Raw genomic sequence first — 25987 nt, 5'->3', positions numbered from 1 at the left:
AGCGCGCTACGCTGATCGACGATTCGCAATAACAAGAAGAACGGGCGGCCTCGCCAGTCGCCCGTGGCTCCACACAAGAACAAAGAGAGACGCCATGAACGCCATGCACAATGCCTCTGCGCACACCGCCATCATCGACCCGATGGAAACCGCCAGCCTCGACCACCTGCGCGCTCACCAGCTCGAGCGCCTGCGCTGGACCCTGCAGCACGCCTACGACAACGTGCCGGTGTACCGCCAGAAGTTCGACGCCCTCGGCGTGCACCCGAGCGACCTGAAGTCGCTGGCCGACCTGGCCAAGTTCCCCTTCACCGGCAAGTCGGATCTGCGCGAGAACTATCCGTTCGGCATGTTCGCCGTGCCGATGGAACAGGTGTCGCGCATCCACGCCTCCAGCGGCACCACCGGCCAGCCCACCGTGGTCGGCTACACCGCCAACGACATCGACACCTGGGCCAACCTGGTGGCGCGCTCGATCCGCGCTGCCGGCGGCCGTCCGGGCGACCGCATCCACGTCGCCTACGGCTACGGCCTGTTCACCGGCGGCCTGGGCGCCCACTACGGCGCCGAGCGCCTGGGCTGCACGGTGATCCCGATGTCCGGCGGCCAGACCGAGAAGCAGGTCCAGCTGATCAAGGACTTCCAGCCGGACATCATCATGGTCACCCCGTCGTACATGCTGAACATCGCCGACGAGCTGGAGCGCCAGGGCATCGACCCGCACAAGCTGGCGCTGCGCCTGGGCATCTTCGGCGCCGAGCCGTGGACCGGCCAGCTGCGCGGCGAGCTGGAGAGCCGCCTGGGCATCCAGGCCATGGACATCTACGGCCTGTCCGAGGTGATGGGCCCGGGCGTGGCCATGGAGTGCGCCGACTGCAAGGACGGTCCGACCATCTGGGAAGACCACTTCTACCCGGAGATCATCGACCCGGTGACCGGCGAGGTGCTGCCGGACGGCCAGATGGGCGAGCTGGTGTTCACCTCGCTGTCCAAGGAAGCGCTGCCGATGATCCGCTACCGCACCCGTGACCTGACCCGCCTGCTGCCGGGCACCACCCGTGCCATGCGCCGCATCGACAAGATCACCGGGCGCAGCGACGACATGCTGATCATCCGCGGCGTCAACGTGTTCCCGACCCAGATCGAGGAGCAGGTGCTGAAAGTCAAACAGCTTTCCGCCCAGTACGAGCTGCACGTGTATCGCAACGGCAACCTCGACGGCATGGACGTGCACGTCGAGCTCAAGCCCGAGTTCGAGCAGCTGGGCGACGCCGAGCGCAGCGCGGTGAGCCGCGAGCTGGCCCACCACATCAAGAGCAGCGTCGGCATCAGCACGCGCATCGAGCTCAAGGCGCCGTTCGCCCTCAAGCGCTCGGAAGGCAAGGCCTGCCACGTCTACGACAAGCGCAAGAGCGCCTGATCCGCAACACCCCAGAGCCCCGCTTCGGCGGGGCTTTTTTTCGCCTGCTGGAAGCCCGCTGCACCGATCGTGCCCACGCTCTGCGTGGGCATGCCGCCACGGGCGCTCCAGCGCCCAGGGACGCGGAGCGTCCCGTCCCGGGCTCCCACGCCGGAGCGTGGGAGCCATCAGGCTCAGCGGCTCTGAAAACCCCTCCACTCATCGCCAAAACGCACAAAGCGACACTGAAAATATTTTCTTGCATGTGATTTGTGTATCATATAAAAATACTCAACGCCCAGGCCCTGCCCTGCCTGCAACCCCGGCTGGAGAAAACAAGAAAATGTACGCACAACTCGTCGAAACCGGAGTCAAGCGCGTCAAGAGCCTCGAGGAGATGACTCCCGAGGAGCGCGCCTTCCAGGAACGCATCGATGCCGAGATCAAGATCGAGCCGAAGAACTGGATGCCGGACGCCTATCGCCAGACCCTGATCCGCCAGATCTCCCAGCACGCCCACTCGGAAATCGTCGGCATGCTGCCGGAAGGCAACTGGGTCACCCGCGCGCCGACCCTCAAGCGCAAGCTGCAGCTGATGGCCAAGATCCAGGACGAGGCCGGCCACGGCATGTACCTGTACAGCGCCATGGAGACCCTCGGCGCCGACCGCGACGAGGAGATCGACAAGCTGCACGCCGGCAAGGCCAAGTACTCGAGCATCTTCAACTACCCGACCCTGAACTGGGCCGACATGGGTGCGGTGGGCTGGCTGGTCGACGGCGCCGCCATCGTCAACCAGGTGGTGCTGCAGCGCACCAGCTACGGCCCCTACTCGCGCGCGATGATCCGCATCTGCAAGGAAGAGAGCTTCCACCAGCGCCAGGGCTACGAAATCCTCCTGACCATGATGCGCCACGGCAACCAGGCCCAGAAGGACATGGTCCAGGACGCCATCAACCGCCTGTGGTGGCCGGCGCTGATGATGTTCGGCCCGAGCGACGCCGACTCGCCGAACAGCGCCCAGTCGATGGCCTGGAAGATCAAGCGCATGAGCAACGACGACCTGCGCCAGCGCTTCATCGACCAGACCGTGCCGCAACTCGAATTCCTCGGCTGCACCGCTCCCGACCCGGACCTCAAGTGGAACGAGGAGCGCGGCCACTACGACTTCGGCCAGATCAACTGGCAGGAGTTCTACGACGTGCTCAAGGGCAACGGCCCGTGCAACCGCGAACGCATCGCCACCCGCCGCAAGGCGCTCGAGGATGGCAAGTGGGTCCGCGAAGCCGCCGTCGCCCACGCCGCCAAACGCCAACAAAAACAAAACGCTGCCTGATCGGCGCCTGAATCGGAGAACCCCGCCATGTCCGAATGGATCCTTTTTGAAGTCTTCGTCCGCTCCAAGCACGGCCTGAACCACAAGCACGTCGGCAGCGTGCACGCCGCCGATGCCAACATGGCCCTGGAGAGCGCCCGCGACCTGTACACCCGCCGCAACGAAGGCGTGAGCATCTGGGTCGTGCCCTCGGCGCAGATCACCGCCACCGCCGGCGACGAGAAAGAGCCGTTCTTCGACCCGTCCCAGGACAAGGTCTATCGTCACGCCAGCTTCTACGAGCTGCCCGACGAAGTCGGTCACATGTGAGGAAGCCGGTCATGACTGACAACAAGAACGACCTGATCGAATACCTGCTGCGCCTCGGCGACAACGCCATGATCAACGGCCAGCGCCTGTGCGAGTGGTGCGGCCACGCGCCGGCCCTGGAAGAGGAAATGGCGCTGATGAACGTCGCCCTCGACCTGGTCGGTCAGGCGCGCAACTGGTACGAGTACGCCGCCGAGCTGCTGGCCGATGGTCGCGACGCCGACCAGCTGGCCTTCACCCGCGACGAGCGCGACTTCCGCAACACCCTGCTGGTCGAGCAGCCCAACGGCGACTACGCGGTGACCACCGCCAAGCTGTTCCTGTTCGACGCCTGGCACCTGCACACCCTGCAGGCGCTGTCCGCCTCCAAGGACGAGCGCATCGCCGCCATCGCCGCCAAGGCCCTCAAGGAAGCGACCTACCACCTGCGCCGCTCCGGCGAGTGGGTCGAGCGCCTGGGCGACGGCACCGAGGAAAGCCGCCAGCGCATGCTCGCCGCCATCGACGAGCTGTGGCGCTTCACCGGCGACCTGCTGGCCGGCGACGAGATCCAGCAGCGCCTGGCCACCGCCGGCATCGCCGCCGACGCCGAGGCCGTGGCGAGCGCCTGGCAGGCCACCGTCGAGCAGGTGTTCGGCGCCGCCAGCCTGCCGGTGCCGCAGCCGGCCAGCTACTTCTACCTGGACGGCAAGCGCGGCCTGCACACCGAGCACCTGGGCATCCTGCTGGCGGAGATGCAGTTCCTGCAGCGCGCCTACCCGGGTGCGACCTGGTAAGCCCGGTCCGCAACCGACGATCCGCGGAGGAGCCATGAGCAAAGATTCCGAGCTCGACGCCCTGTTCGGCGGCAGCCCCGTCGCCGGCATGGGCAGCAGCGATCAGCCCTCCGGGCTGATCGCCTCCGACGGCGGCGCCCGCGAGGCGGACGAGTCCGACCTGCCGCGCGCCTGGCAGGTGCTGGAGCAGGTGATGGACCCGGAGGTGCCGGTGGTCAGCGTGATCGACCTCGGCATCATCCGCGACGTCGCCTGGGTCGACGGCCACCTGCAGGTGGCCGTGACGCCGACCTACTCCGGCTGCCCGGCCACCGAGCTGATCGAGAGCGAGGTGAGCAAGGCCCTGGAGCGCGCCGGCTTCCGCGCCCCGCGCATCGAGCGCCGCCTGGCGCCGGCCTGGACCACCGACTGGATCAGCGAGCAGGGCCGCGAGCGCCTGCGCGCCTTCGGCATCGCCCCGCCGTCCGGCAGCACCAGCAAGCGCAGCCTGCTCGGCGAGAAGGACGAGATCAGCTGCCCGCACTGCGGCAGCCACGACACCGAGGTGGTCAGCCAGTTCGGGTCCACCGCCTGCAAGGCCCTGTACCGTTGCCGCTCCTGCCTGGAGCCCTTCGACTATTTCAAGTGCATCTGAACGGCTCGCCCACCGCCGCGACGCGGGCCTGGAGAATAACAAGATGAGCAAGTTCCATACGCTGACCATCCGCGAAGTGCGCCCGGAAACCCGCGACACGGTGTCCGTGGCCTTCACCGTGCCCGCCGAGCTCAGGGACAGCTTCCACTACACCCAGGGCCAGCACCTGGTGATGCGCACCCAGATCGACGGCGAGGAAGTGCGCCGCACCTACTCGATCTGCAGCGCGGTGAGCGAGGACGACCTGCGCGTGGCGATCAAGCGCGTGGACGGCGGCCTGTTCTCCAACTTCGCCAACGACCAGCTCAAGGCCGGGCAGACCCTGGAAGTGATGCCGCCGGCCGGCCACTTCTCCATCCCGCTGGATCCGGCGCGCGCCGGCAACTACCTGGCAGTGGCCGCCGGCAGCGGCATCACGCCGATCATGTCGATCGTCAAGACCACCCTGGAAACCGAGCCGGACAGCCGCTTCACCCTGATCTACGGCAACCGCTCCAGCGCCAGCACCATCTTCCGCGAGCAGCTCGAGGACCTGAAGAACCAGTACCTCGACCGCCTCAACCTGATCTTCGTGTTCAGCCGCGAGCAGCAGGACATCGACCTGTACAACGGCCGCATCGACGCCGCCAAGTGCGACGCGCTGTTCGCCCGCTGGGTCGACGCGCCGAACCTCGACGCCGCCTTCATCTGCGGCCCGGTGGAGATGACCGAGTGCGTGCGCGACGCCCTGCGCCGCCACGACCTGATCAACGAGCGCATCCACTTCGAGCTGTTCACCGCCGGCACCCCGGGCGCCGCCGCCGAGAAGCGTGCCGCCCGCGAGGCCGCCGCCAGGACCGGCGGCGCAGTCAGCCACGTCACCGTGACCAGCGACGGCCGCAGCATGAGCTTCGACCTGGCGCGCAACACCCAGAGCCTGCTCGACGCCGGCAACGCCCACGGCATGGAGCTGCCCTACTCGTGCAAGGCCGGCGTGTGCTCGACCTGCAAGTGCAAGGTGGTCAAGGGCGAGGTGGAGATGGACGCCAACTTCGCGCTGGAGGACTACGAGGTGGCCGCCGGCTACGTGCTGTCCTGCCAGGCCTTCCCGGTCAGCGACGAGGTGGTGCTGGACTTCGACCAGCTCTGATCCCTCGTCTACTCCTGCGGCGCCAGCGTGGCGCCGCAGGACAGAACAATCACGGGCGGCCATGACCGCCCGTTCTGCCTTGCTTCAGGAGATTCCCTGATGACCACCCTGCAAAGTTTCATCGGCGGCCGCTGGATCGGCGCCGACGCCGCCCAGGCGCTGAAGAGCGCCATCGACGGCCACATCGTCGCCCACACCCACGCCGACAAGCTCGACTTCGCCGAGGCGGTGAGCTTCGCCCGCACAAGCGGCACCCCGGCGCTGATGAAGCTGGACTTCCAGAGCCGCGCGCAGATCCTCAAGGCGCTCGGCAAGTACCTGATGGAGCGCAAGGAGCAGCTCTACGCGATCAGCCACCACAGCGGTGCGACCCGCATGGACAGCTGGATCGACATCGAGGGCGGCGCCGGCACCCTGTTCGCCTACGCCAGCATGGGCACCCGCGAGCTGCCCTCCGGCAACCTGGTCCACGAAGGCCCGGCCATCCCGCTGGGCAAGCAGAACCACTTCGCCGGCACCCACATCCTGGTGCCGCGTGGCGGCCTGGCCGTGCACATCAACGCCTTCAACTTCCCGATCTGGGGCATGCTCGAGAAGTTCGCGCCGACCTTCCTCGCCGGCATGCCGTGCATCGTCAAGCCGGCCACCGCGACCAGCTACGTCACCGAGGCCTGCGTGCGCCTGATGCACGAATCCGGCCTGCTGCCCGAGGGTAGCCTGCAGCTGATCGTCGGCAGCACCGGCGACCTGCTCGACCGTCTGGAAGGCCCGGACGTGGTGACCTTCACCGGCTCGGCCGACACCGCCGCCAAGCTGCGCGTGCACCCCAACCTGATCCGCAACTCGATCCCGTTCAACGCCGAGGCCGACTCGCTGAACTGCGCGATCCTCGCCCCGGACGTCACTCCGGACGACGAGGAGTTCGAGCTGTTCGTCAAGGAAGTCGCCCGCGAGATGACGGTCAAGGCCGGCCAGAAGTGCACCGCGATCCGCCGCATCATCGTCCCCGAGAGCCGCATCGACGCCGTCGCCGAGCGCCTGGCCGCGCGCCTGGCCAAGGTGGTGGTCGGCGATCCGAGCAAGGAAGGCGTGAAGATGGGCGCGCTGGCCTCCCACGACCAGTTCGAGGACGTCTCCGGCCGCGTCGACGCCCTGCTGGCCAGCAGCGAGCTGCTGTTCCGCGGCGAGGCGCAGTTCGTCGGTGACCAGGTCGCCGAGGGCGCGTTCTTCGCCCCGACCCTGCTCAAGAGCCGCGATCCGCACGCCGCCGGCGGCGCCCACGACATCGAGGCCTTCGGCCCGGTCAGCACCCTGATGGGCTACGCCGAGATCGACGAGGCCCTGGCCCTGGCCGCCCGCGGCAAGGGCAGCCTGGTGTCCACCCTGGTGACCCGCGACCCGCGCGTCGCCGCCCGGGTGGTGCCGGCAGCCGCCGCCTGGCACGGCCGCGTGCACGTGCTGGACGCCGAGGCCGCCAAGGAGTCCACCGGCCACGGCTCGCCGCTGCCGATGCTCAAGCACGGCGGCCCGGGCCGCGCCGGCGGCGGCGAGGAGCTGGGCGGCATCCGTGCGGTCAAGCACTACCTGCAGCGCACCGCGGTGCAGGGTTCGCCGACCATGCTCAGCGCCATCACCGGCGAGTACGTGCGCGGCGCCAAGGTCATCGAGACCGAAGTGCACCCGTTCCGTCGCCACTTCGAGGACCTGCAGATCGGCGAGTCGCTGCTGACCCACCGCCGCACCGTCACCGAGGCTGACCTGGTCAACTTCGGCTGCCTGTCGGGCGATCACTTCTACATGCACTTCGACGAGATCGCCGCCAAGGAATCGCAGTTCGGCAAGCGCATCGCCCACGGCTACTTCGTGCTGTCGGCGGCCGCCGGCCTGTTCGTCTCCCCGGGCGTCGGCCCGGTGCTGGCCAACTACGGCCTCGACACCCTGCGCTTCGTCAGCCCGGTGGGCATCGGCGACACCATCCAGGCGCGCCTGACCTGCAAGCGCAAGATCGACCAGGGCAAGCAGTCCAGCCTCGGCACCCCGCAGGGTGTGGTGGCCTGGGACGTGGAAGTCACCAACCAGAACGGCGAGCTGGTGGCCAGCTACGACATCCTGACCCTGGTGGCCAAGCGCGGCTGAGCCCTTCGCCAGACTTCGCCGCGCCCCACCGGCGCGGCGTCACTGCAGGACGGTTTGCGGCGCGGCCCAGGGCCGGCGCTCCGCCACAAGCGGGGCCCGTTCCTCGGCCCGCCCCAAGCCCCTCGCGCTGCCTCCCGGCAGCGTTTCGGTTGGACTCCAGATCTGTCTCTCCGCGCCGGCCACAAGCCGGCGTCTTTTTGTCCGCGCCGCCAGCCCGACACCTTGTTCGGCTTCCTGAATTCAGGCGTCTCTGCACGCGCGCCTCAGCCCGCCAGCCAGTCCAGCACGAAGGCCACTCCCACCACCACGGCGATGCCGCTGGCCACCAGCGCCGCGCCGGCGGCGATGTCCTTGGCCGCGCCGATCTCCGGATGGCGCTCGGGATGCAGGTGGTCGATCAGCGCCTCCAGCGCGCTGTTGACCAGCTCGGCCACCAGCACCAGCCCCACCGCCAGCGCCAGCAGCGCCCACCACAGCGGCGCCGGTCGCGTCGCCAGCAGCACCGCCAGCACCGCCGCCGCGGCCAGTAGATGGCTGCGCAGGCTGCCCTCGCGCTGCACCGCCAGGCGCAGCCCGTGCAGGGCGAAGCCCACGCGCCTGATGAACGGCTGTCCCTTCATCCCCACTCCTCCCCATGTCCCTGAACTTCAGGGTAGCCAAGCCGTGGCAGCCCCTGTGGCCAGTTCAATGCCGGTGCCCGGGCACCCAGCGGCAGGGCCCTTCCCGATGGACCGCGGCAGGCGACAAGCAGCCGCCCTCTCCCCGGCGCCCATTTCCACGAGCGGACATCCTGGGCTTAACTGGCATGACGGGCAGCGGCTGCTGGCCGTAGTGGATGAGGAAGCCGATATGGGCAGGCAAGGCGATCAGCCGAAGCCGGGCGGTGCTCTGCCGCCGGTCTCGAAGAAGACCTACAAGAAGGCCCTGCGCAAGCTGCAGGTCGAACTGGTCAAGCTACAGCACCACTTCATCGCATGCGACGACAAGATCCTGATCATCCTCGAGGGCCGTGATGCGGCCGGCAAGGACGGCACCATCAAGCGCATCATCCAGCACCTCAGCCCGCGCGAGACGCGCGTGGTCGCCCTCGGTCGGCCCTCGGACCGCGACCGCTCGTCGTGGTATTTCCAGCGCTTCGCGCCGCACCTGCCGTCCGCCCAGGAACTCGTGCTGTTCAACCGCAGCTGGTACAACCGCGCCGGCGTAGAGCGGGTGATGGGTTTCTGCAGCGAGGCCGAATACGAGGAGTTCATGGGCTCGGTGCAGGAGTTCGAGAGCATGCTGGTCCGCTCCGGGATCAAGCTGTTCAAGTACTACCTCGACATCAGCAAGGAGGAGCAGAAGAGGCGCCTGGCGGAGCGCAAGGCGAACCCGCTCAAGCAATGGAAGTCCAGCCCGATCGACGACCAGGCGCTCAAGCAGTGGAAGGCCTACAGCCAGGCCCGCAACGAGATGCTGGCGCGCACCCATACCCTCACGGCGCCCTGGACCCTGGTGCGCGCCGACAACAAGCGCCTGACCCGGCTCAACCTGATCAAGGACCTGCTCAGCCGGCTGCACTACGCCGGCAAGGATGAGCGCCTGCTGCGCGCCGACCCGGGGATCGTCTTCACTTACGCCTACTCGAACATCGGCGACGGCCAGCTGGAGCCCTGACCCGGGGCTCGCCTGCCGGCCACTGGCAGAGAGACGCAGCATGGGCAAAGCGCAACGCACAGGCTCCTCCCGCTGGCTGCAGCGCCTGGCCCCCGGGCTGGCCGCGCTGCTCGCCTACCGACGCAGCGATCTGCCGCGCGACCTGGTCGCCGGCGTGTCGGTGGCCGCGGTCGCCCTGCCGGTCGGCGTCGCCTATGCCCAGCTCGCCGGCTTCAGCCCGGTGGTCGGCCTGTATGCCAGCATCCTGCCGCTGCTGGTCTATGCCCTGTTCGGCACCTCGCGCCAACTGATCGTCGGCCCCGACGCGGCGACCTGCGCGCTGGTCGCCTCGGCAGTGGCGCCGCTCGCCGCCGGCGACGGCGCACTCTACCTGTCGCTGTCGGTCGCCCTCGCTGCGCTGGCCGGGCTGTTCTGCATCCTGGCCAGCTTCATCCGCCTCGGCGCGCTGGCCGACTTCCTCTCCAAGCCGATCCTGGTCGGTTTCCTCAACGGGGTGTCCCTGCACATCCTCGCCGGCCAGCTGGGCAAGCTGGCCGGGGTGCCCGTCGATGCGCCCGGCGTGGTGCCGGCGACCCTGCAGCTGATCGAGCAGCATGCCGACTACCACTGGCCGACCCTGCTGGTCGGTCTGGGTGCCTTCGCCGTGCTGCTGCTCGCACCCCGCCTGCTGCCGCGCCTGCCGGCCGCGCTGCTGGCGCTGGTGGTCAGCGCGGTGGTGGTGGCCGGCCTGGGCCTCGACCAGCACGGCGTGGCGGTGGTCGGCGCGGTACCGGCCGGCCTGCCGGAGCTGAAGCTGCCGAGCGTGCCCTGGGACATGCTCGACGAGCTGATGGCGGCCGCCCTGGGCCTGGCGCTGGTCAGCTTCTCCAGCATGATGCTGACGGCGCGCAGCTTCGCCGCCAAGAACCACTACGACATCGATGCCGACCGCGAATTCGCCGCCCTGGGCGCGGCCAACCTGGCCGCCGCCCTGACCCAGAGCTTCGCCATCAGCGGCGCCGACTCGCGCACCGCGGTGAGCGACGCCGCCGGCGGCCGCAGCCAGCTGACCGGAATCATCGCCGCGCTGTCGATCGGCCTGGTGCTGCTGTTCCTCAGCGAGCCCCTGCGCTTCGTGCCGATCGCCGCGCTGGCCGCGGTGCTGGTCATGGCCTCGATATCGTTGCTCGACCTGCGCGGCCTGCTGCGCCTGTACCGCTTCAGCCGCATCGAGTTCGCCTTCGCCATGCTGGCCACCCTCGGGGTGATCTGGGTGGGCGCCATCAAGGCGATCCTGGTGGTGCTCGTCCTCTCGCTGATCCGCTTCGTCATGCTCTCCTCGCGGCCGCGCGTCGATGTGCTCGGCAAGGTCGAGGGCATCTCCGGATTCCACCCGCTGGCCAACCATCCGGGGGCGACCACCTGGCCCGGCCTGCTGCTGCTGCGCTTCAATGCGCCGCTGGTGTTCTTCAATGCCAACTACTTCCGCCAGCAGGTGGAACGCGCCGTCGAGCGCGCCGGCGATGGCCTGCGCTGGCTGGTGGTGGACGCCATGCCGATCACCCAGTCGGATGTCACCGGCTACTTCGCGGTCGAGAGCCTGAAGGCGACGCTGCGCGAGAAGGGCGTGCAGCTGGTGGTCGCCGGGCGCTACAAGGAGATCGCCGAATGGCGCAGGGCGCATGCGCTGGAGAAGGACGACACCCTGTACTTCCCGACCATGCGCAAGGCGGTGAAGGCCTTTCTCGACCACCAGGCGGATGGCGATGCCGGGGAGACATGATCGCCGCGCGGGACCGTGCCCCGACCTGCGCCGACGAGGCCGACAGCGGCATCCCTGCCCGGGTCATGTCCCCGTCAGGCGCGCATGCTACCCTCCAGCGGGTATCCATTCTTCATGCGTAATGGCATGCACTCCCCATGAACTTCAGTCAAAGCCTGCTGCTCCTCGCGCTGCTCATCCTGGTCAGCGCGTTCTTCTCCCTCGCCGAAATCGCCCTGGCCGCCTCGCGCCCGGTGCGACTGCGGCAGATGGCCGATGAAGGCAGCGTCAATGCCCTGCGGGTCATGCAGGTCCAGGAAAAGCCCGGCCACTACTTCACCGTGGTACAGATCGGCATGAATGCTCTGGCCATCCTCGGCGGCATCGTCGGCGAGGGCATGTTCAGTCCGCTGTTCACCGAGCTGTTCGCCCTGCGTCTGGAGGCGCAGCAGGCGGCCACCCTGGGCTTCGTGGTGTCCTTCATCCTCACCACCTCGCTGTTCATCGTCATCACCGACCTGATTCCCAAGCAGGTCGCCATGGCGGTTCCCGAACAGCTCGCCATCCGCGTCATCGGCCCGATGCGCGTACTCTCCACGCTGCTCAAGCCGCTGGTGCTGGTCTACGCCTGGCTGGTCGGCAGCCTGATCAACCTGCTCAAGCTGCCCAAGCAGCGCGACGACAGCGTCACCCCCGAGGACATCATGGCCATGACCCAAGCCGGCGCCCAGTCCGGCACCCTGGCGGCCAGCGAGCACCAGGTCATCGAGAACATCTTCGAGCTGGAAACCCGCACCCTGCCCAGCGCCATGACCCACCGCGAAGGCATCGTCTTCTTCCTGCGCGACGACCCCGATGCGCTGATCCGCTCGCGGATCGCCGACGAGCCCTACTCCGCCTACCCGGTCTGCGACGGCGACATCGACCACATCGTCGGCTACGTCACCATCAAGGACCTGTTCCAGCGGGTGCTGCACAACCAGCCGATCTCCCTCGAAGACCCCGCGCTGATCCGCAAGCCGCTGGTGGTGCCGGATCGCCTGACCCTGGCCGAAGTGCTCAGGCAGTTCCGCCAGGCCGGCGAAACCTTCGCCCTGATCGTCAACGAATACAGCCTGGTGGTCGGCCTGATCAGCCTCAACGACGTGATGAGCATCGTCATGGGCGACATGGTCTCGCCCTGGTACGAGGAGCAGATCGTCCGCCGCGACGAGAACTCCTGGCTGATCGACGGCGTCACCCCGATCCAGGACGTGCGCCGCGCGCTGGATATCGACAGCGTGCCCCACGAGGACGAGTACGAAACCCTCGCCGGCTTCCTGATGACCATGCTGCGCCGCGTACCCAAGCGCACCGACAGCGTGACCTGGGGCGGCTACACCTTCGAGGTGATGGACGTCGACAGCTACCGCATCGACCAGGTGATGGTCACCCGCACCACACCGCAGGCTGGCGCGGAGGCTGCCGGCCCGGCGCACAAGGGCTGATTGGGCTACTCCATAGGTAGCGAGCCCATTTCCCTGTCGATCACGGAGCCGCCCATGCCCTCCCAGACCTTCCCCCACGAAGCCGACATCGGCGTACGCGGCAGCGGCGCCACGCTGGAGGAGGCGTTCGCCGGCGCGGCGCTGGCCTTGACCTCGGCGATCTGCGACCCGGCCACCGTGCTGCCGAAGCAGTCGTTGACCATCGACTGCGCCGCCCCGGACCTGGAGCTGCTGCTGGTCGACTGGCTCAACGCGCTGATCTACCGCATGGCCACCCGCCACCTGCTGTTCTCGCGCTTCGAGGTAAGGATCGACGGCACGCGCCTGCACGCCACCGCCTGGGGCGAGCCGGTGGACGTGGCGCGCCACCAGCCGGCGGCGGAGGCCAAGGGCGTGTCGTACTGCGAGCTGAAGGTCGCCCGGCAAGCGGACGGCCAGTGGCTGGCACAGGCGGTAGTGGATGTCTGAGGCCGCGCGGCGCTACCTGCCCTGAGCCTTGGTTGCCGGGCAGTCCGGCTTGTGGGTGAAGGTGCGCGAGACGTCCACCGCACCGAGGTGCTCCAGGGTGCGCCGGCCGATCAGCACCGGGTAGAGCATGTCGCCGCGATCGTTCAGGGAGAACTGCTCGTCGAGCAGTTGGCTGCCGATGCACATCCGCATCAGCACCACCGGGCGCCGCTCGGCACCGCCGGCGCCGCGCACCTTGACGTCGCGCTCGACGCGGCGCTCGAAGGGGATGCTCACCTGCTGGCCGGTGTCGCTGTCCTTGACCTCGACCTTGAAGCGCACCCACGGCTCGCCGTTCCTGTCGAAGCGCTCCAGCGCCCGGGCGTCCAGCGACGAGGTCAGCGCGCCGGTGTCGAGCTTGCTCTTCACCGTGACGTTCTCCGGCAGCAGCCGGCTCTCCTCGACCCAGCCATAGATCTCCGGCGTCCCCGCCTGCGCGATGGGCATGCCGGCCAGCAGCACCAGTGCTGCGGCGGCGAACGAACCTGTCAGTCTGCAAGGCACGGCGAATCCTCCGGAGATGAGATGGCTCCAGTATGGACCGTCCGGCGTGAACGATCCGTCAAGCCGGCCGGCGAACTCCCCGGCCCCTCGCTACGCTGATAGGACTTCGCCGCCGCACCACGATGAGGGAGGGTCCGCCCATGCCCCACACCAAGCTGCTGTTCCGCAACGCCGCGCGCGAGAAGGTGCTGCGCGGCGCCACCCAGCTGGCCGACGCGATCCGCGTGACCCTGGGGCCGAAGTCCAAGTCGGTGCTGATCCAGAAGAAGTGGGGCACGCCGACGGTGTGCAACGACGGGGTGACCATCGCCAAGCAGGTCGAGCTGGAGGACCCCGAGGAGAACCTCGGCGCGCAGATGCTGCGCCAGGCCGCCGAGCGCACCGGCGAGGCGGTCGGCGACGGCACCAGCACCGCCACCGTGCTGGCCCACGCCATCCTCGCCGACGGCGTGCGCAACGTGGTCGCCGGGGCCAGCGCCATCGATCTCAAGCGCGGCCTGGACCGCGGCCTGCAGGCGGCGGTGGCGTCGCTGAAGGCGCAGTCGCGTACCGTGCAGACGCGCAAGGAGAAGGCCCAGGTGGCGGCCATCTCGGCGCACAACGACGCGCCCATCGGCGAGCTGGTGGCCGACGCCCTGGAGCGGGTCGGCGGCGAGGGGGTGATCACCGTCGAGGAATCCAAGACCACCGAGACGGTGGTCGACGTGGTCGAGGGCATGCGCTTCGACCGCGGCTACATCTCGCCCTACTTCATCACCGACGCCGACAAGATGCAGGCGGTGCTCGACGATCCCTTCCTGCTGCTCTGCGACCACAAGATCGGCCTGCTCAAGGAGCTGGTGCCGCTGCTCGAGCAGATCGCCAAGAGCGGCCGCCCGCTGCTGTTCATCGCCGAGGACATCGAGGGCGAGGCGCTGGCCACCCTGATCGTCAACCAGATCCGCGGCGTGCTGCGCGCGGTGGCGGTCAAGGCGCCGGGCTTCGGCGATCGCCGCAAGGAGATGCTGCAGGACATCGCCGTGCTCACCGCCGGCCAGGTGATCTCCAGCGAGCTGGGCCTGCGCCTGGAGCAGGCCGAGCTGCGCCAGCTCGGCCGCGCCAAGCGGGTGGTGGTCGACAAGGAGAGCACCACGCTGATCGGCGGCGGCGGGCGCAAGGACGCCATCGAGGCGCGCATCGCGCAGATCCGCACGCAGATCGAGGCGGCGAGCAGCGACTACGACCGCGAGAAGCTGCAGGAGCGCCTGGCGCGGCTGGCCGGCGGGGTCGGGGTGATCCGCGTCGGCGCGCCCACCGAGGCGGAGATGAAGACGAAAAAAGATGCCCTCGACGACGCCATCGCCGCCACCCGCGCGGCCATCGAGGAAGGCATCGTGCCCGGCGGCGGCATGGCCCTGCTGCGCGCGGTGCCGGCGCTCACCGCGCTGGAGGAGCAGTGCGCCGGCGACGAGAAGACCGGCGTGCAGATCCTCCGTCGCGCCCTGGAGGCGCCGACCCGCACCATCGCCGAGAACTCGGCGGTGGACGCCGGCGTGGTGGTGGCGCGCATCCTCGGCGAGGCCGGGCCGGTGGGCTTCGACGCGGCGACCAACCAGTACGTCGACATGTACGACGCCGGCATCGTCGATCCGACCAAGGTGGTGCGCATCGCCCTGGAGAACGCGGTGTCGGTGGCCAGCGTGCTGCTGCTCACCGAGGCGACCCTGACCGAGGTGCCCGGCAAGGACGAGCACGAACACGAGCCGCCCATGCCGGGCATGGAGTGACGCCATGCGCCAGGCCATCGCCGCGGCGCTGGACTGGCTCGCCGCCTACAACGCCGAGCTGCCGCCCACTGCGCGGCGAGGTCAACCTCGATGGCTGCGCTTCCTCGCCGCCCTGCACCAGCGCCTCGGGGTGAACATCCCCGAGGCCGACTACCAGCAGCTCACCACCCTGGATGTGCTGCTGGCCTACCTGTACCGGCGTCTGGCGGAGTGACTCAGCCCTGCGCCGGCAACGCGCGGGTCCACACCAGCTTGGCGGTGCGCGCCTCCGGGGTGCCCTCCTCCAGGCGCGCGGTGAGCGACAGCACGCCGCCGTCCAGCACCGCGACGCGCTTCTGCGAGCCGCCTTCCCAGTTGGGGAACAGGCTGTGGCGCACATGGTGGCGGACGGTGTCGCCCTCGACGTCGTAGGGCCCGGCATAGGTCAGGTAGCTGCCGTAGGCGGCGGCCTTCTCGGCGTCGCTGGCCGACCACTGGCCGCCCGTGGTGAAGGCTTCGCGGTCCTTGCGGGCGATCACGCAGAACATGCCGTAGGGGCCGTACTCGATGAAGCCTTCCAGCTCGGTGCCCATCGGATGGACGACGCGGCCGTCGTCGTACAGCTGTTCCCAAGACAGGATGTTCCAGCGTCCGCGGATGGTTTCCTTGTTCATGCCGGGTTCTCCTCGCGCGCCGCGCACAGGAAGTCGATGAGCAGTCGGGTGAAGTCGGCGGCCTTCTCGATCTGCACCCAGTGGCCGCACTCGCCGAACACGTGCAGCTGGGCGTGAGGGATCAGGCGGAGCAGCCGCTCGGAAGCCTCCAGCGGGATCACCTGGTCGTCGCGGCCATGGATGATCAGGGTCGGCTGCGGCAGCTGGCGCAGCGCGGCCTCGTCCACCGCGAGCATCTCGATGCCCTGCTGGCGCGGCGCCGGGAACAGCTGGGCGAAGCGGCTCTGCACGTCGTCGCGGATGCTCGCCTCGTAGCGCATGCGCACCAGGTCGTCGGTGATGATGCCGTGGTCCCAGGCGAACACCTGCATCAGCTCGCGCATCGCCTGCAGCGACGGCTGGTAGCCCCACACCTTGTCCAGCCCTTCGGTGAGCGGGAACGACAGGCCGGCCGAGCCCATCAGCACCAGGCGGCTGACCCGCTCGGGATGGCGCAGGGCGAAGGCCAGGGCGATGGCGCCGCCGAACGAGTTGCCGACCACCGCCACCCTGGGGATGTCCAGCGCATCGAGCAGGCCGACCAGCTGCGCCACCCAGGCCTGCGGATCGAGCGGACGATCCATCGGGCAGCGGGTGTAGCCGAAGCCGAGCATGTCGGGGGCGATCACCCGCGCCTTCTCGGCGAGCGCCGGGATCACCCCGCGCCAGTTGGCCCAGGCGGTGACGCCGGGACCGGAGCCGTGGATCAGCAGGATAGGCTCGCCCTGGCCGCGGTCGTGGTAGTTGATCGTGCAGTCGCCGACCTGGAGGCTGTTGGCCACCTCCGGGGAGGCGGCGGGGTTGAGGGTCGTCATTGGCTCACCTTGGCGGTTTGGCTGTTGGTTACTACGGGGGCGCGCAGCCCGCGCTTGGACAGGTCCTTGAGAATCTGCCGGGCATGCTCGCGCTTGTCGGCCGGCAGCCAGGTGCGGTCGTGACCCCACAGGCTCATGCCGGACAGCTCCTCGACCTGCCAGTCGGGGCCGATGGTGCGTCCCGCCCAGCCCAGCTCGAGCATCCAGTCGTCGGGGTTCTTCAGGTAGAACGAGGTCATGTGGTCGTTGATGTGGCGGCCGAAGGTGACGCCGATGGAGTCGGGATTCTCCAGCGCCAGGTCATGGGCGCGACCGAGGTCGTCGAAGTCGTTGTACTCGATCATCAGGTGGTACAGCTTGCGCGGTCCGCCGGTGTAGGCGATGCCCAGGGTATGGTGGCGCGGGTTGACGTGGAGGAACTCGACGCGGAACGGCACGCTGGTGTAGTCGCTGAGGCGGAACTGCAGCACCTCCTTGTACAGGTGGCACATCTCCTCGAACTTCGGGGTGATGAAGGCGACGTGGCCGAGGCCCAGCTCGCCGGTGCGGAAGCCGCCCAGCGGGCGGCCGGGGACGAAGGGCGTGGCGGCATCCTGCAGGCCCAAGGCGACCTCGACGCGGCAGCCGTCCGGATCGTCGAAGTGGAACAGGTCGTCCACTGCGCGCAGCTCGCACTCGGCGCGGCTGCCTTGGCGGGTCTGGTAGCCGGCCTCCTGCAGCGCCTGGCGTGCCTGGGCGAAGGCGGCCGCATCGCTGGCCTCCAGGCCCATGACCATCGAGGACTCGCCGTCGACGGCCTGCAGCACGAAGCGCTGGGCCTTCTCGTCCACGCGCAGCCGCGCACACTCGCCCGGCTGCACGATCTCGACCTGCATGCCGATGTGCTCGCCGGCCATCTTCAGCCACTCCGCCAGGTGCGGGGTGTGCACCACCACGTAACTCAGTGCCTTGATCATCTGTCTGCTCTCCAATGGTTTCAGGCGCGGGGGATGCGGCCCAGCACCGCCTCCAGGGCGATGCCGATGGCCAGCAGGCGGCGGTCGCTGCCGGCCGGGCCGTCCAGCTCCAGGCCGACCGGCAGGCCGCTGGCGGCGCCGAGGCCGGCCGGCAGCTGGATGCCCGGCAGGCCGGCGCTGGCCGACGGCTCGGTGTTGCTGATCAGCCGCTCGAAGCAGGCCGGCTCGTTGACCTCGGGGCCGGCCGCCGGCGCCACCACCGGGGTGGTCGGGAAGATGAAGGCGTCCAGCGCATGGCGTTCGAACAGCTCGGCGTAGTGCGCCTGCAGCGCCGGACGGCCGCTGGCCATGGCCTCTGCATACAGCGGCGCGGAGTCGACCAGGCCTTCAGCCGTGGGCACCTGGCTCGGCAGCACCAGCTGCTGGTAGATCGCCTGCACGTCCGGGCTGGCGATGCCGCGGGCCAGTTCGTCGATGTCGATGCCCGGCCCCTGCTCGCGCAGCCAGGCCTGCATCGCCGGACGGGCCTCGTGGATCACCACCAGCGTGCCGATCGGCTGGGTGAGTTCCTGCAGGCGCTCCTCGCCGACCTCCACCAGGGTCACCCCGGCGGCGCGCAGCTTGTCCAGCGCCGCCTCGGCGACCGCGCGGGTGTCGGCGTCGAGGTCGCGCCAGAAGCCCGGCGCGATGCCCAGGCGCAGGCCGGCCAGGGTCACCGGCGGCAGCGCGGCCTCGCCGCTGATCAGGCCGTCGAGCAGGGCGACGTCGGTCATGCACAGCGCCATCGGCCCGACGGTGTCGCGGCTCGGCGCGATGGGGATCACCCCGCGCCCCGAGTAGCGGCCGTGGCTGGGGCGCAGCGAGGCGCAGCCGTTCAGCGCGCAGGGGATGCGCATCGAGCCGCCGGTGTCGGTGCCCAGCGCCGCCAGCGCCATGCGTGCACCCAGCGCCGCCGCGCTGCCGGAGGACGAGCCGCCGGCGATGCGGGTGAAGTCGTAGGGGTTGCGCACGCCGAGCAGCTCGCCGGTGTTGAACGCCGGGTTGTAACCGGTGGCGCCGAAGGCCAGCTCGTGCATGTTGGTCTTGCCCAGCACGATGGCGCCGGCCTCGCGCAGCGGGCGCAGGCTCGGCGCGTCCTCGCCGGGCACGAAGTCGGCCAGCGCCGGGGTGCCGGCGGTGGCCGGCAGGCCGGCGGCGTGGATGTTGTCCTTGACCACGATGGGGATGCCGGCCAGCGGCTTGAGCGGCAGGCCGGCACGGCGCGCCGCGTCGGCGGCATCGGCGGCGGCCAGCGCGCCGGCGGCGTCGAGGGTGACGAACACGTTCAGCTCGCGAGCGGCCTCGGCACGGGCGAGACAGGCCTCGACCAGCTGGCGGCTGCTCAGGCGGCCGCTGCGCAGGGCGTCGAGCGCCTCGGCGATGGTCAGGTCGGTGGCGCAGGCGGCCTGCGCGAACACGGGCAGTTTCATGGGCGGCTCCCGGTAGCGGAGAAGGAATCGAAGGCGGCGTCCTTGAACGCCTCGGGGCTCGGATAGGCGAACTTGCTGTGCGCCAGGCCCAGGTCGAGGAACAGCTCGCAGAGCTTGTAGGCGACCTGGCCGGGGTTGAGCACCGGCACCGGCAGGCGCTCGGCGAGGAAGGCGTGCGACTGGTGCATGGTGGTCGAGCCGAGCACGATCACGTCAGCGCCGTCCTCGGCGATGGCGCGCTTGGCCTCCTCGAACAGGCGGCCGAACACCACTTCCTCCTTGCCCTGCAGCAGCGCCTCGGTGTCCGGGCGCACGTCGATCGCGCGGATCGACGCCAGCCGCGACTCCAGGCCGTACTCCTTGAGGGTCTTGCGGTACAGCGGGAACCAGCGCGGCCACATGGTCAGGATGCTGAACCTGTGGCCGAGCATGCTGGCCAGGTGGAAGGCGCCCTGCCCCGGCGCCAGCACCGGGATGCTCAGGCGCGAACGCAGGGCGGCGAGACCGGAGTCGCTGACGGTGTTGATGCACACCGCGTCGAAGCCCTCCGCCTCGGCCTGGATGCCGGCGGCGATCACCGCCTGCTCCATGATCGCCATGTCGTAGTAGCTGTCGGCCAGGGTCAGCACCTGGCCGGCGCCGACGAAGCTGACCTCGATGTCCGGGCGGATCAGCTCCGCCGGCAGCTGCGACTCCACCAGCGGGCGGGTCGCCTCGCTCATCGGCACCGGGAAGATCATCTTGATGCGCTTGCTCATCGTCGCGGTGCTCCTCACAGGCCCAGCTCGTGGCGCGGGCGGGTCAGGGTGTCGATCAGCGCGTACATGATCTTCTTCGCGCAGGGGATCAGGTCGGGAATGTAGGTGGCGCCCATGCCGCCGAGGCCCTCGGCCACCGGCAGCGGCGCGCCCTGCGCCGGCCACGGCCAGCCGATGCGCGCAGTGGGGATGCCCAGGCGGCGCAGCGCGGCGCCGTCGGTCTGCCCGCCGAGCAGGTCGGCCTGGCCGTGCGGACGGTGCTCGATGTGCTCCCAGCCGCGCCGACACGACTGGATGATCCAGTTCTGCGGGTCGGTGCTGCCGCCGGCCACCGAGCCGTACATTTCCCAGTCCAGCTCCAGTTCGGGGCGCTGCGCCTGCAGCTCGCGGACGAAGGCGGCGAACTGCGCCTTCACATCGGCCGGGCTGCTGCGCGGATTGACGCGCACGTCGAAGAAGATCTCGGTGACCGCCGAGGGGAAGGCCGGACGCTGCACGTCGCCGCCACGCACCCCGGCGATCCAGCCGTGCGGCTTGATCTGCCCGGAGGTGTTGCGCTCGGCGTAGTCGATGATCCAGCGCTCCAGCTCCTGGATAACCGTGGCCGCCGGCACCACCGAGCTGCGGAAGCCCGGGATGTCGCGCGGCACGCCGGCGTAGCCGAGGGTGCCGTGCACGCGCAGCTTGAACCAGGCCATGCCCGGCTCCTCGTGGTAGACCCAGTTCCACGGCTTCATGATCACCGCGAAGTCCGGCGAGCCGCCGCGATTGAGCAGGTGGAACACGCCGTTGGACATGCCGGCGTGATCGCGTCCGGCAATGTCCACCGGCATGCCGCCGTCGGCCATGCCGACCAGCAGGTCGCCGACCAGCGGCACCTCGGCCTCGATCAGCGCGGTGGCCACCTCGGTGAGGGTCGCGACCATGCCCTTGGGGTTGGAAGCGCCGAGGCCGAACACCCAGTCGTCGATCATCCGCGCCGTGATCTGCATGTCGGCCTCGGGCGCCTTGCCGGTGAGGATCTCCTGGGCCTCGTCGCCCTCCTCCAGGTGGGTGTCGATCGGCGCGTAGAGCAGCACGCTGGCACCGCCGCCGCTGCCGCGGCGCTCGGCCAGCACGTTGCCGCTGGTCGCGCTCATCGGCTGGTAGCGCGCCGACAGGCCGACCGACTCCAGGTGGCGGGCCATGAACTGGCTGGCCGCGCCGGCCGCGCCGGTCGGGCTGTGGATGTTGGTCAGGTCGAACAACAGGTACTGCAGGCGCTTGGGGTCGATGCGCGCGCAGGCCTGCTCGTACCACTTCATCTGCTCGGCCGAGAACGGCACGGACACGGTCGGTTGCATGGGAGGCTCCTCAGTGGCTGGCCACGAACTGTTCGCTGAAGATGTTTTGCGGGGCGACGCCCAGCTCGACCAGCCGCGCGGTGGCGGCATCGATCATCGGCTGCGGGCCGCACAGGTAGGCGACGGTGTCCGGGCTGACCACATCGCCCTCGCGCAGGGCGCTGACCGGGCTGCCGTGGTGCAGGCCCTCGGTCGGCTCGCGGTCGACGCAGATGCGCGCCTCCAGGCTCGGCAGCCACTGCTGGCGCAGCTCGATGTCGTCGAGGCCGAACAGCACCTCCGGGGTGGCGCAGCCGAAGCTGAGCAGCATCGGCGGCTTCTTGCCGCCGTTCTGGCGCAGGGTGTCGATCATCGACAGGATCGGCGCCAGGCCGGTGCCGCCGGCGACGAAGATGTGCGGCGCGCGGCGGTGCTCCTCGCGCAGGAAGAACGCGCCGTAGGGGCCGCGCAGAGTCAGCACGTCCTCGACCTGGGCCTTCTCCTCCAGGTAGCTGGACATCGCCCCACCCGGCAGCAGGCGCACCAGCAGCTGCAGCCGGGGCAGGTCGGCTAGGGTGCTGGACGGCGAGTAGCTGCGCAGCACGCCGAAGCCGGGCACCTCGATCTGCACGAACTGGCCGGGGCGGAACTCCAGCCAGTCGCCGTCGGCCAGCTCCAGGGTCAGGCGCACCACGTTGACGGCGATGCGCTCGATGGAATCGATGAAGGCGTGCACTTCCTTCGCCGCGCTGGAACCGACCTCGCTGCCGTAGGGCACCTCGAAGGTGCAGTCCGACTGCGCCTGGCACAGGCACAGCAGGCGCTGGCCGGCGGCGTACTCGCTGGCCAGCAGTGACGAGCTGGCGCCGGGACGGGTGCGCGCGTCGCCGTCGGCGAGCTGGGCCATGCAGCTGGAGCAGCCGCCCGAGCGGCACTGGTAGAGCAGCGGGATCTCCGCCTTGATGGCGGCATCGAGGATGCTGGCCTCGGCGGGCACGGCGAAGCTGCGGCTGACGCCGTCGGCGAAATTCACGGTGACCTGGTGGATTGCGTCGTTCATGATCGGTTGCCTCCGTCTTACAGGCATCGGCGACCAGCAGCGGTGGCGTGCTGGGCGCCTGGATTGGATGGCGGCTGGAACGGCCGCCCGGTTACTGCTGACTTGCCCCGATCATAGGAAGCGGGTAGCGGCCGAGCGCTCCCGCGAGTTACCGGCTTATCCCGCCAGTGCAAATTCCTGCTGCCGTGGTCGGATATCGCGACGGGCAGCAGACACGGGGGCTGGAAGGCGAATCGCGGGCAAAAAAAACCCGTGCCGCAACGGCACGGGCAAACATGGGACAGTCAGCGCGAGACTGTCGGGACGAAACTGGAGCCGGTCGGCGACCGGGCCCGGCCAGGCCAGGCCGGACCAGGCCGGGCAGCGAGTCTTCGCTGCCATGGCCCGATCTTAGGAAGCGGGGACGGTGCCGGCACTCCAATGGGTTGCGCGCTTATCCCGCCACCGCAGGAAACGCCCGCGGCAGACGGCCCAGGCGGCGTCACGCGGTTTCCGGGCAGACCAGTTCCGCATAGCGCCCGCGGTGGAACAGCAGGGGTTGCGCCGCGCTGCGCGCCACTTCCATGCGCAGCACCCGGCCGACCAGGATCAGGTGGTCGCCGCCCTCGTAGCGGTGCTCGGTGCTGCACTCGAACGACGCCAGGCAGCCGGGCAGCAGGGGCACCTCGCCGAGGCCGCTGCCGAGCTCGAGGCCGGCGAACTTGTCCGTCGCGGCCTGGGCGAAACGGTCGGACAGCCCGCGCTGCCCGGCGTCCAGCACGTGCACGGCGAAATGCCCGGCCTCGGCGAACGCCGGGTAGCTGAAGGCGTTCCGGCCGATGCTCCACAGCACCAGCGGCGGCTCCAGCGATACCGCGTTGAAGCTGCTGGCGGTGACGCCGATGGGCTGGCCCTCGCCGTCGCGGGTGGTGACTATGGTGACGCCGGTGGCGAACTGGCCGAGCGCCTGGCGCAATTGTCTGCTTTCGATCATCGCTGTCGCTCCTGCTCAGAAGTCCACGCCATAGCCCACGGACAGCCAGTGCTGGCCCATGTAGGGCGAGGTGACGGCATTCGGCCCGGGACCGTCGCCGTGCACCTTGTCCTTGAACGAGCGGGCGTAGGCCAGCGACAGCTCGTGACCGTTGCCCAGCCGGTAGCTGGCGCCGGCCGTCACGTGGCGGTGGTTGGCCGACGGCGCGAGGATGCCCAGGTAGGTATCGCGGCTGTCGAGCAACTGGTTGGCGTCGTTGTAGCCGGCGCGCAGGGTCAGCCGCTCGTTCAGCGTCCAGGCGGCGCCGACCCGCCAGACCGTCTGGTCGCGCCAGCCGAAGCCCGGCCCGTCGGAGTCGCCCGGCGCGCCCGTGGCACGGCCCACGCCGGGGTTGCCGAGCGAGCGGACGTCGCTCCAGAGGATCTTCTGCACGTCGGCGGCCAGGGTCAGCGGCCCGCGCTGCCAGGCCACGCCGAGGGCCCAGGTGGACGGCAGGTCGAGGTCGCCGCCTTCGGCCAGCAGCCTGTCGAACTTGTCCATCTTCGACATGTAGCCGCGGGTGGAATAGCTGGCGCCGAGGCTCAGCTCCGGGGTCAGGCGGCCGATCCAGCCAATGCGCAGGCCGGCACCGTGGGCCTCGTCGCGCCCCTGCGGCAGGCCGATACTGGCGGTGCCGTCGATGTCCAGCACCTGGCGCACCAGGATCAGGCCCAGGCCGACGCTGTGCCGCTCGTCCAGCTGGCGGGCGTAGCTGAGGGTGGCGACCATCTGCTGGAACTCGGCCCCCGGCTCCTGCAGCCCGCCGAAGTTGGCGTCGTCGCCATAGGCGGTGCCCACGCCGTTGCCGACCAGCGACAGGCCGAGGCTGCTGTGCTCGTCGAGCATCCGGTTGGCACCGAACTGCGGGATGACGTAGAGGTCGCGGTCCTCGACGCCGCTGACGGTGCTGCCGGCGAACTCCGCGCCGTTGTCGACCTTGAGCAGGGCCACGCCGAGATCCAGGCGGTCGCCGACCAGTACCATGCCGGCCGGGTTGGAGGCGCCGGCCAGGGCATCCTGGGGCAGGGCGATGACCACCCCGCCCATGCCTTCGGACTTGACCCCGTAGCCATGGGGCATGGTGCCCTGGGTCGCCTGGGCGATCTGCAGGGGCAGCAGGCACGCGGCAAGGACGCCGAACGCGGCTGCAGAGTGCCGCTTGTGGTTGTGTTCGAGCATGACGGCGTCCTTCAGGCAGCGGCGAACGAGGCGATGAAGCGATCCGCCGCGGCGGAGTCGTAGTACCAGGGCGTGAGGATCTTCGGGTCGTTGAAGGCATTGGCGAAGGTCGCGGCCAGCTCCGGCCGGTCGGCGCAGGCGCCGTGCACCTTGAGCACCGGCTCGGTCAGCGGCAGCAGGTGGGTGTTGGTGAAGCGCGCGACCCACTGCGCGTAGTCCCAGTAGCGCTCGAAGGTCGCCGTCTTCCAGGCATCGTCGAACGCCGCGCCGTCCTGTTCGAGGATGGCGTTCATGTAGATGTTGGCGCACTTGCTGGCGTTGTTCGAACCCTGTCCGGTGATCGGGTCGTTGAGCACCAGCACGTCGGCCATGCCCAGCACGGTGCGCCCGGACGGCAGGTAGCCGATCGGCTTGCGCACGGTGGGGGTGACGCGGCCGACCAGGGTGCCGAGTTCGTCGGTCAGGCGCAGGTCGCGGCAGCGCCAGGCTTCCCAGGGGAAGAAGCGCTCGATCAGCTCGACGGCCAGGGCCAGGTGCTGCTCGGGCGTGGTGACCTCGTCCCAGCGGTCCATCGGCCCGCCTTCGACGCACTCGAGGTTGATGATGTCGCCCGCGCCGCTGTGGGTCAGGCAGGGGAAGTTGACGTACTCGCCGATGCCCGGATTGACGCTGATGTTCAGCGCGCTGTAGTCCTCGCGCGGCAGCATGCCGTGCACGTAGGTCAGCGAGATGGTGCGCAGCGGACGGTCGAACACACTGCGCTCGGCGTCGCGCTCGAACAGCTTGCCGATCTCGCCCTTGCCGCTGGCGACTATCACCAGGTCGCTGGCGGCGGCGTAGCGCTCCAGCTCGGCGAGGCCCGCCTCCTCGATCACCAGGCGGCCGCCGAGGCGCTCGAACTCGGCCATCCAGCGCGGCATCTTGATGCGCTGGTCGACCGACTGGCCGGGAGCCGGCATGCGCGCCCGCCAGTCGATCAGCAGCCCCTGCTCGTTGCCGGCGCGCAGGTGCACGCCCGTGGTGGGCGGACAGCTGTCGTCCCAGAACGACAGCCCCAGCTCGCGTTCGAATTCCAGTGCCATGTCGTACATCGACTGGCTGGACAGCACCCGGCCGGCAGCAATCTCCGCGCCGGTGCGGTTGGAGATCAGGGTGACGGCGTAGCCCTGCTTGAGCAGGCCGATGCCCAGTTGCAGGCCGGCCTGTCCGGCGCCAACGATCGTTATCTTTCTCATGCGCTCCAGCTCCATTATCAGGTTTGCCAAGGACTGCGGGTGCAGTCGGCTGCCAATGTGGAGCAAGGCGTGCGGGGCGAATATGCAGTTCCCGCAGCCAGCATGCGGA

Annotated in this window: 25 protein-coding genes; 13 read left to right on the top strand and 12 right to left on the bottom strand. The window is 69.4% G+C overall.

What is annotated here, in order from left to right:
• Positions 1 to 94: 94 nt before the first annotated feature.
• The 7 genes from paaK (at position 95) to paaZ (ending at position 7719) form a co-directional block, all read left to right on the top strand.
• Entirely contained in the window at positions 95 to 1420 is a 1326-nt protein-coding gene (gene paaK, locus SK095_RS16985; RefSeq protein WP_136488663.1) for a phenylacetate--CoA ligase PaaK, read from the top strand.
• 322 nt (positions 1421 to 1742) lie between these two features.
• Positions 1743 to 2735 carry a 1,2-phenylacetyl-CoA epoxidase subunit PaaA gene (paaA, locus tag SK095_RS16980; RefSeq protein ID WP_136488664.1) on the top strand — a complete coding sequence of 331 codons (993 nt, stop codon included), beginning with the start codon at positions 1743 to 1745 and terminating at the stop codon, positions 2733 to 2735.
• Positions 2736 to 2762: 27 nt separating this feature from the next.
• Positions 2763 to 3044 carry a 1,2-phenylacetyl-CoA epoxidase subunit PaaB gene (gene paaB, locus SK095_RS16975; protein ID WP_090212460.1) on the top strand — a complete coding sequence of 94 codons (282 nt, stop codon included), beginning with the start codon at positions 2763 to 2765 and terminating at the stop codon, positions 3042 to 3044.
• Between the two features lie 11 nt (positions 3045 to 3055).
• The gene (paaC, locus tag SK095_RS16970; protein ID WP_090352409.1) at positions 3056 to 3820 is read left to right on the top strand and encodes a 1,2-phenylacetyl-CoA epoxidase subunit PaaC; all 765 of its coding nucleotides are present in this window, start codon (positions 3056 to 3058) and stop codon (positions 3818 to 3820) included.
• Positions 3821 to 3908: 88 nt separating this feature from the next.
• Positions 3909 to 4454, top strand: coding sequence for a 1,2-phenylacetyl-CoA epoxidase subunit PaaD (gene paaD, locus SK095_RS16965; protein ID WP_136488713.1), 546 nt, complete (start codon positions 3909 to 3911; stop codon positions 4452 to 4454).
• Between the two features lie 43 nt (positions 4455 to 4497).
• Entirely contained in the window at positions 4498 to 5583 is a 1086-nt protein-coding gene (gene paaE / locus SK095_RS16960) for a 1,2-phenylacetyl-CoA epoxidase subunit PaaE (protein WP_320546919.1), read from the top strand.
• Between the two features lie 99 nt (positions 5584 to 5682).
• Complete coding sequence (paaZ, locus tag SK095_RS16955; protein WP_320546918.1) at positions 5683 to 7719, top strand: phenylacetic acid degradation bifunctional protein PaaZ; 2037 nt, start codon at positions 5683 to 5685, stop codon at positions 7717 to 7719.
• Between the two features lie 263 nt (positions 7720 to 7982).
• On the opposite strand, the gene SK095_RS16950 is transcribed toward paaZ, so the two are convergent.
• The gene (locus SK095_RS16950) at positions 7983 to 8339 is read right to left on the bottom strand and encodes a diacylglycerol kinase (protein ID WP_320546917.1); all 357 of its coding nucleotides are present in this window, start codon (positions 8337 to 8339) and stop codon (positions 7983 to 7985) included.
• Between the two features lie 229 nt (positions 8340 to 8568).
• Between SK095_RS16950 and ppk2 the strand changes: the two genes are divergently transcribed.
• The 4 genes from ppk2 to SK095_RS16930 all read left to right on the top strand — a co-directional run bounded on the left by ppk2 (position 8569) and on the right by SK095_RS16930 (position 13071).
• Complete coding sequence (gene ppk2, locus SK095_RS16945) at positions 8569 to 9375, top strand: polyphosphate kinase 2 (protein WP_320546916.1); 807 nt, start codon at positions 8569 to 8571, stop codon at positions 9373 to 9375.
• A gap of 40 nt (positions 9376 to 9415) precedes the next feature.
• The gene (locus tag SK095_RS16940; RefSeq protein WP_320546915.1) at positions 9416 to 11137 is read left to right on the top strand and encodes a sulfate permease; all 1722 of its coding nucleotides are present in this window, start codon (positions 9416 to 9418) and stop codon (positions 11135 to 11137) included.
• A gap of 137 nt (positions 11138 to 11274) precedes the next feature.
• Positions 11275 to 12603: a hemolysin family protein gene (locus tag SK095_RS16935; protein WP_201487746.1), complete on the top strand. Its 1329-nt coding sequence runs from the start codon at positions 11275 to 11277 to the stop codon at positions 12601 to 12603.
• A gap of 54 nt (positions 12604 to 12657) precedes the next feature.
• Complete coding sequence (locus SK095_RS16930; protein WP_320546914.1) at positions 12658 to 13071, top strand: archease; 414 nt, start codon at positions 12658 to 12660, stop codon at positions 13069 to 13071.
• 12 nt (positions 13072 to 13083) lie between these two features.
• Here SK095_RS16930 and SK095_RS16925 read toward each other — a convergent pair whose 3' ends face one another.
• On the bottom strand, positions 13084 to 13557 hold the full coding sequence (locus tag SK095_RS16925) for an ATP-dependent zinc protease (RefSeq protein WP_320548917.1): 474 nt from the start codon (positions 13555 to 13557) through the stop codon (positions 13084 to 13086).
• A gap of 197 nt (positions 13558 to 13754) precedes the next feature.
• On the opposite strand from SK095_RS16925, the gene groL reads away from it, so the two are divergent.
• Positions 13755 to 15380 carry a chaperonin GroEL gene (groL, locus tag SK095_RS16920; protein WP_320546913.1) on the top strand — a complete coding sequence of 542 codons (1626 nt, stop codon included), beginning with the start codon at positions 13755 to 13757 and terminating at the stop codon, positions 15378 to 15380.
• A gap of 4 nt (positions 15381 to 15384) precedes the next feature.
• Positions 15385 to 15594 (top strand): hypothetical protein, encoded by a 210-nt coding sequence (locus tag SK095_RS16915; RefSeq protein ID WP_320546912.1) that lies wholly within the window; start codon positions 15385 to 15387, stop codon positions 15592 to 15594.
• 1 nt (position 15595) lies between these two features.
• Here SK095_RS16915 and SK095_RS16910 read toward each other — a convergent pair whose 3' ends face one another.
• From SK095_RS16910 to SK095_RS16865, 10 genes are all read right to left on the bottom strand, one after another.
• The gene (locus SK095_RS16910; RefSeq protein WP_201487754.1) at positions 15596 to 16033 is read right to left on the bottom strand and encodes a lipocalin-like domain-containing protein; all 438 of its coding nucleotides are present in this window, start codon (positions 16031 to 16033) and stop codon (positions 15596 to 15598) included.
• A complete protein-coding gene (locus SK095_RS16905) occupies positions 16030 to 16887 on the bottom strand; it encodes an alpha/beta fold hydrolase (protein ID WP_320546911.1) in 858 nt (285 codons plus the stop codon). The genes SK095_RS16910 and SK095_RS16905 overlap by 4 nt, the downstream gene beginning before the upstream one ends.
• Positions 16884 to 17843 (bottom strand): VOC family protein, encoded by a 960-nt coding sequence (locus tag SK095_RS16900; RefSeq protein ID WP_201487756.1) that lies wholly within the window; start codon positions 17841 to 17843, stop codon positions 16884 to 16886. Before SK095_RS16900 ends, SK095_RS16905 begins: the two co-directional genes overlap by 4 nt.
• Positions 17844 to 17863: 20 nt before the next feature.
• Positions 17864 to 19312: an indoleacetamide hydrolase gene (gene iaaH / locus SK095_RS16895; protein ID WP_320546910.1), complete on the bottom strand. Its 1449-nt coding sequence runs from the start codon at positions 19310 to 19312 to the stop codon at positions 17864 to 17866.
• Positions 19309 to 20070 carry an aspartate/glutamate racemase family protein gene (locus SK095_RS16890; protein ID WP_320546909.1) on the bottom strand — a complete coding sequence of 254 codons (762 nt, stop codon included), beginning with the start codon at positions 20068 to 20070 and terminating at the stop codon, positions 19309 to 19311. Before SK095_RS16890 ends, iaaH begins: the two co-directional genes overlap by 4 nt.
• 14 nt (positions 20071 to 20084) lie before the next feature.
• A complete protein-coding gene (locus SK095_RS16885; RefSeq protein ID WP_320546908.1) occupies positions 20085 to 21413 on the bottom strand; it encodes an acetylornithine deacetylase in 1329 nt (442 codons plus the stop codon).
• A 10-nt stretch (positions 21414 to 21423) separates the two neighbouring features.
• The gene (locus SK095_RS16880; protein WP_320546907.1) at positions 21424 to 22452 is read right to left on the bottom strand and encodes a ring-hydroxylating dioxygenase ferredoxin reductase family protein; all 1029 of its coding nucleotides are present in this window, start codon (positions 22450 to 22452) and stop codon (positions 21424 to 21426) included.
• Between the two features lie 481 nt (positions 22453 to 22933).
• Entirely contained in the window at positions 22934 to 23425 is a 492-nt protein-coding gene (locus SK095_RS16875; protein ID WP_320546906.1) for a flavin reductase family protein, read from the bottom strand.
• Between the two features lie 15 nt (positions 23426 to 23440).
• Entirely contained in the window at positions 23441 to 24643 is a 1203-nt protein-coding gene (locus SK095_RS16870) for an OmpP1/FadL family transporter (protein ID WP_320546905.1), read from the bottom strand.
• Positions 24644 to 24654: 11 nt separating this feature from the next.
• Positions 24655 to 25878 carry a styrene monooxygenase/indole monooxygenase family protein gene (locus tag SK095_RS16865; RefSeq protein ID WP_320546904.1) on the bottom strand — a complete coding sequence of 408 codons (1224 nt, stop codon included), beginning with the start codon at positions 25876 to 25878 and terminating at the stop codon, positions 24655 to 24657.
• Between the last annotated feature and the right edge of the window lie 109 nt (positions 25879 to 25987).

This window comes from Pseudomonas sp. AN-1 (assembly GCF_034057115.1).
Taxonomy (GTDB): Bacteria; Pseudomonadota; Gammaproteobacteria; order Pseudomonadales; family Pseudomonadaceae; genus Geopseudomonas.
Note: the sequence above shows the minus strand (reverse complement) of the source record. Positions and strands in the feature narration are given on the sequence as shown.

What these genes read in the sequence shown, in the direction of transcription:
- paaZ (WP_320546918.1), top strand. Translation starts at nt 5,683, where the DNA reads ATGACCACCCTGCAAAGTTTCATCGGCGGCCGCTGGATCGGCGCCGAC.
- paaD (WP_136488713.1), top strand. Translation starts at nt 3,909, where the DNA reads ATGGGCAGCAGCGATCAGCCCTCCGGGCTGATCGCCTCCGACGGCGGC.
- paaB (WP_090212460.1), top strand. Translation starts at nt 2,763, where the DNA reads ATGTCCGAATGGATCCTTTTTGAAGTCTTCGTCCGCTCCAAGCACGGC.
- paaA (WP_136488664.1), top strand. Translation starts at nt 1,743, where the DNA reads ATGTACGCACAACTCGTCGAAACCGGAGTCAAGCGCGTCAAGAGCCTC.
- SK095_RS16905 (WP_320546911.1), bottom strand. Translation starts at nt 16,887, where the DNA reads ATGACGACCCTCAACCCCGCCGCCTCCCCGGAGGTGGCCAACAGCCTC.
- SK095_RS16885 (WP_320546908.1), bottom strand. Translation starts at nt 21,413, where the DNA reads ATGCAACCGACCGTGTCCGTGCCGTTCTCGGCCGAGCAGATGAAGTGG.
- SK095_RS16940 (WP_320546915.1), top strand. Translation starts at nt 9,416, where the DNA reads ATGGGCAAAGCGCAACGCACAGGCTCCTCCCGCTGGCTGCAGCGCCTG.
- groL (WP_320546913.1), top strand. Translation starts at nt 13,755, where the DNA reads ATGCCCCACACCAAGCTGCTGTTCCGCAACGCCGCGCGCGAGAAGGTG.
- SK095_RS16890 (WP_320546909.1), bottom strand. Translation starts at nt 20,070, where the DNA reads ATGAGCAAGCGCATCAAGATGATCTTCCCGGTGCCGATGAGCGAGGCG.
- SK095_RS16870 (WP_320546905.1), bottom strand. Translation starts at nt 24,643, where the DNA reads ATGCTCGAACACAACCACAAGCGGCACTCTGCAGCCGCGTTCGGCGTC.
- SK095_RS16880 (WP_320546907.1), bottom strand. Translation starts at nt 22,452, where the DNA reads ATGAACGACGCAATCCACCAGGTCACCGTGAATTTCGCCGACGGCGTC.
- SK095_RS16930 (WP_320546914.1), top strand. Translation starts at nt 12,658, where the DNA reads ATGCCCTCCCAGACCTTCCCCCACGAAGCCGACATCGGCGTACGCGGC.
- paaE (WP_320546919.1), top strand. Translation starts at nt 4,498, where the DNA reads ATGAGCAAGTTCCATACGCTGACCATCCGCGAAGTGCGCCCGGAAACC.
- SK095_RS16915 (WP_320546912.1), top strand. Translation starts at nt 15,385, where the DNA reads ATGCGCCAGGCCATCGCCGCGGCGCTGGACTGGCTCGCCGCCTACAAC.
- SK095_RS16935 (WP_201487746.1), top strand. Translation starts at nt 11,275, where the DNA reads ATGAACTTCAGTCAAAGCCTGCTGCTCCTCGCGCTGCTCATCCTGGTC.
- SK095_RS16875 (WP_320546906.1), bottom strand. Translation starts at nt 23,425, where the DNA reads ATGATCGAAAGCAGACAATTGCGCCAGGCGCTCGGCCAGTTCGCCACC.
- SK095_RS16950 (WP_320546917.1), bottom strand. Translation starts at nt 8,339, where the DNA reads ATGAAGGGACAGCCGTTCATCAGGCGCGTGGGCTTCGCCCTGCACGGG.
- SK095_RS16900 (WP_201487756.1), bottom strand. Translation starts at nt 17,843, where the DNA reads ATGATCAAGGCACTGAGTTACGTGGTGGTGCACACCCCGCACCTGGCG.
- paaK (WP_136488663.1), top strand. Translation starts at nt 95, where the DNA reads ATGAACGCCATGCACAATGCCTCTGCGCACACCGCCATCATCGACCCG.
- ppk2 (WP_320546916.1), top strand. Translation starts at nt 8,569, where the DNA reads ATGGGCAGGCAAGGCGATCAGCCGAAGCCGGGCGGTGCTCTGCCGCCG.
- SK095_RS16865 (WP_320546904.1), bottom strand. Translation starts at nt 25,878, where the DNA reads ATGAGAAAGATAACGATCGTTGGCGCCGGACAGGCCGGCCTGCAACTG.
- SK095_RS16910 (WP_201487754.1), bottom strand. Translation starts at nt 16,033, where the DNA reads ATGAACAAGGAAACCATCCGCGGACGCTGGAACATCCTGTCTTGGGAA.
- SK095_RS16925 (WP_320548917.1), bottom strand. Translation starts at nt 13,557, where the DNA reads ATGCCCATCGCGCAGGCGGGGACGCCGGAGATCTATGGCTGGGTCGAG.
- paaC (WP_090352409.1), top strand. Translation starts at nt 3,056, where the DNA reads ATGACTGACAACAAGAACGACCTGATCGAATACCTGCTGCGCCTCGGC.
- iaaH (WP_320546910.1), bottom strand. Translation starts at nt 19,312, where the DNA reads ATGAAACTGCCCGTGTTCGCGCAGGCCGCCTGCGCCACCGACCTGACC.